Source organism: Peribacillus sp. (genome assembly GCF_059453735.1).
In genome coordinates this window covers 1-3,875 of sequence record NZ_JAZVJO010000519.1, presented here as the reverse complement: position 1 = coordinate 3,875, position 3,875 = coordinate 1, and the positions used below count along the sequence as shown (strand labels likewise).

Here is a 3,875-nt window from a genome sequence, read left to right as displayed (position 1 = left end):
ACAAGCAATTAATTGCTTATGCAGCCTGTTTTTTTTGCTTCCTTAGAAAGGGACTTTGAGTTCAAGGCAGAAAATCATGATATAGTAAATACAGAAATAATCGAATTATTTGATTTATTAATAAAATTCTGGTCTTCTGTCCTGAAAAACAGGTATTTGTTTTCGCACACGATCGATGATTTCTAGGTCAATCGCTGCTAGAAGTATTTCTTCCTGTTCGCCGGCTTCAGCGATAATTTCTCCCCAGGGGTTGATGACCATAGAGTGTCCGCCGAATTTATTTGCAGGATCTGAACCAACTCTGTTGACAGCAACGATATAGGCCTGGTTTTCAATTGCTCGACTAATCAATAACGCGCGCCAATGAGAAATCCGAGGTTCCGGCCATTCGGCAGCAATAAATAGGACACCAGCTCCGCCAGCTGAATGAACACGAAGCCATTCTGGAAAACGAATGTCGTAACAAATGAACCCGGCACAGTGCTGTCCATCCAAAGTGAAGGCACCATCTTTCTGTCCAGGCAATAGAAAATGATGCTCATTCATTAATTGAAACAAATGAAGTTTGTCGTACAATTTAACAACTTTTCCTTTGTTGGAAACAATAATGAGGGTATTATAAATGCCCTCCGGTGTAGACCGAGCAACAGATCCACCGACAAGATGGATGGAATGAGCTAATGCGCATTCCTGTAAAAAACGAATGGTTCGATCAGCTTCATGATCGGCTAATTCATCTAGTCTCGTCAGGTCATAACCAGTAGTCCAAAGCTCGGGGAGGACGACAATATCAGGTTTTGATACTGCAGCCATTTTTATTTGATGCCGTATTCGTTGATAGTTTTCTTCGGGGTTACCAAAAACAATATCCATTTGAATGCAGGCGATTTTCCATTTCATTATCATCCCTCATTTCTAGTAAGCTCGTTACATAAAAAATTCAGAGAAGGTGCTTATATGGTTGACTTTATTAAATCGAACTTACTAAACTCGCTTCCCAAACAATTCTTTGCCTCACTAGCGGCTCAAGTAGAAGCTGAAAAGGCAAAAGGTCATGACGTCATTAATCTAGGGCAAGGAAATCCTGATCAACCAACTCCTCCTCATATTGTCGCAAAGCTTCAGCAAGCGGTCAAGAATCCTAAGAACCATAAGTACTCCCCATTTAGAGGATACCCGTATTTAAAAGACGCGGCTGCCGCTTATTATCAAAGAGAATATGGAGTCGAGCTTGATGCGGAGTCAGAGGTAGCGATTTTGTTTGGAGGGAAGGCAGGATTGGTACAGCTTCCGCAATGCCTGTTAAACCCCGGTGATACCGTACTCGTCCCAGATCCAGGGTACCCGGATTATCTCTCTGGAATCATGCTGGCCCAAGTGAAAACGGCAATTATGCCTCTTTTGGAAGAGAAACAGTACCTTCCGGATTATCAGGCTCTTTCAGTAGAAACGTTGAATCTTGCTAAGCTGATGTATTTAAATTATCCCAATAATCCTACCGGTGCAGCGGCCACTTCCGACTTTTTTGAACGAACTGTCAAATTAGCAAAGAAACACTCCATTTGTGTGGTTCATGACTTTGCCTATGGTGCGATTGGATTTGATGGGAAAAAACCGCTTAGTTTTCTTCAAACCCCTGGAGCAAAAGAAATCGGTATTGAAATTTATACATTATCAAAAACATATAATATGGCTGGATGGCGTGTCGGCTTTGCTGTGGGCAATAAAAGTGTCATTGAAGCTATTAACCTGTTGCAGGATCATTTATATGTTAGTTTGTTTCCTGCTATTCAGGAAGCCGCAGCTGCTGCACTGCTAGACTCACAAACATGTGTGGAGGAATTGATTGATCGTTACCAAGATAGGAGGGAGGTATTAATTGATGGACTACGATCACTTGGCTGGAACGTTACTGCACCAGAAGGATCTTTTTTTGCTTGGCTAAAAGTTCCTAAACCTTATACTTCAGAGCAATTCTCTGACCTTCTGCTAAGAAAAGCACACGTAGCTGTTGCTGCAGGGAATGGGTTTGGAGAATTCGGCGAGGGATACGTGAGAGTTGGACTGCTCTGTTCTGAAGACAGATTGAGAGAAGCGGTAAAAAGAATAAAAGCATTAGACCTTTTTGTTGATTGAATTTCGTAGAAAATGTAATCATATTCCTCTAATGGTTTATTCTTCTTGTTAGAGGGAAGGAGTTCTATGTTAGATGTTAAATGTTTAAGGAGGTTGAATCGTACTGATGAAAAGGAAAGTATGGTTACTGACAGGAGCAGCATTCATGATGTTAACTGGCTGCCAAGACGATGCAAAAGAGAATACAGAAGAAACAAAGGAAGTTATAGTAGATGAAAGTACGGACACGACAGCAACGGATGGAACAACTAAAGAAAAGGAAACGACTTCAGATCCAGTAGCCACTGAATTAGCCTCCTATATTGCGACAGTTAATGAAGTGATTATGGAAATGAATGCTCTTGATGAAGAATATAGGACTGAATATATAGAGGAAACGGATATTGATGCAGCTTTGAGCTATCTGGAAGATGATTATAATCCAAAATTCGCGAAAAAGGTCAATGAAGCAAAAGCAATTGATCCAAAATCACAGTCTATTGTCGATGTACATAAACTATTTCTCGGCTATTTAAATAGTGAGACCGCAGCGTTAACTAAAGATGTGAAAGCCATCGAAACGAACGACCAAAGTCTTGCTCAGGAAGCACAAAATGATTTTCAAAAATCTCAAGAGCAATACCAAGAATATGAAGAGAAGCTAATGAAGCTGGCTGATCAGTATGGCATAGAAACAACTCCTTTATAAGGGTAACAGGCAGTTCCAATCTAATAATGGTGCTGTCTTTTTTTTTTGCTTACAGGTAATCAAATCAGCCTCTTTTGCATACTTTTTATGGAGAGGAGTGAGTAGGACATGTTAAAAAAAATAAGTATTGGCACGATATCAGGGGCGGTAGTCTATTTAATTTATACGCTAAATCAGACACTACAAAAGGGGATGGGGACACTCGAAGAAACCAATAAGACACTTGCTGAAGTTAGAAATGCTGTTCATGGATTAACAGAGGAGTCGAAACAATTAATTCATACCGCCAATCAAATTACCGTAGATGTTAAGGGGAAAATCAGAAATGTCGATCCGTTATTAGAATCTGCACAGGATGTTGGAGAGATGATTCATAACGTTACTCATTCTATTAAGGAAGCTAGTAAGAGCGGGAAGACTCATTCAGATTCAACAAATGTACCAAGTACACCAACAGTTCCAACGAAGCCATCAGCTCCATTGGTACAGCAAGAGGGAGTCCATATAAAACTAAAGTAAAACATGTCTAGACACCCCGGGAACTCACCATTGTTTTCATGCTGTTTATGTTGCAACGATTTTAATACTGAGGGGGAGCAAAAGATGATTATTCAATATAGTGTCGCAGCAATCGCGCTTGCTTTTATTTGGTTAGTGGTCTATTTAATTTCGACTCTTCAAAAAGGGATGACTACTTTAGGAGAAGCAAATCAAACATTAGCAGATGTCAGAAACGCTATCCACGATTTATCAGACGAATCCAAACAACTCCTTCGAACAGCCAACGAAATAACGGTAGATGTTAAAGGTAAAATCAAGGCGGTAGACCCGCTGATCGATTCTGCTCAAGATGTGGGGGAAGCTATCCACGCAGTGACGAATACGGTGAAAAAGGCCGCTACTACTGAATTCGGTAGTAATCGGTCTCCTATAAAAATCAATACTTCTAGACCGAAAACGAACAGCAGATAAAATGAGAACCGTACACGATGAAAAGCAACTACATAATTGTTGAATTCTGCTTTCAAGCTTTTGATCGTGATGTGGAAAT

At 40.4% G+C, this 3,875-nt stretch carries 5 protein-coding genes; 4 read left to right on the top strand and 1 reads right to left on the bottom strand.

Annotated features, from left to right (window positions below; all coding sequences use genetic code 11):
- Positions 1-117: 117 nt before the first annotated feature.
- A complete protein-coding gene (locus tag AC52RT_RS17225; protein ID WP_495541882.1) occupies positions 118-900 on the bottom strand; it encodes a carbon-nitrogen family hydrolase in 783 nt (260 codons plus the stop codon).
- Positions 901-957: 57 nt separating this feature from the next.
- Here AC52RT_RS17225 and AC52RT_RS17220 point away from each other — a divergent pair, with 57 nt between their 5' ends.
- The 4 genes from AC52RT_RS17220 to AC52RT_RS17205 all read left to right on the top strand — a co-directional run bounded on the left by AC52RT_RS17220 (position 958) and on the right by AC52RT_RS17205 (position 3,796).
- The gene (locus AC52RT_RS17220) at positions 958-2,136 is read left to right on the top strand and encodes a pyridoxal phosphate-dependent aminotransferase (RefSeq protein WP_495541881.1); all 1,179 of its coding nucleotides are present in this window, start codon (positions 958-960) and stop codon (positions 2,134-2,136) included.
- Between the two features lie 106 nt (positions 2,137-2,242).
- A complete protein-coding gene (locus AC52RT_RS17215; protein WP_495541880.1) occupies positions 2,243-2,824 on the top strand; it encodes a hypothetical protein in 582 nt (193 codons plus the stop codon).
- 108 nt (positions 2,825-2,932) lie between these two features.
- Positions 2,933-3,343, top strand: coding sequence for a DUF948 domain-containing protein (locus AC52RT_RS17210; protein ID WP_495541879.1), 411 nt, complete (start codon positions 2,933-2,935; stop codon positions 3,341-3,343).
- Positions 3,344-3,427: 84 nt separating this feature from the next.
- Positions 3,428-3,796, top strand: coding sequence for a DUF948 domain-containing protein (locus tag AC52RT_RS17205; protein ID WP_495541878.1), 369 nt, complete (start codon positions 3,428-3,430; stop codon positions 3,794-3,796).
- The last annotated feature ends 79 nt before the right edge of the window (positions 3,797-3,875 follow it).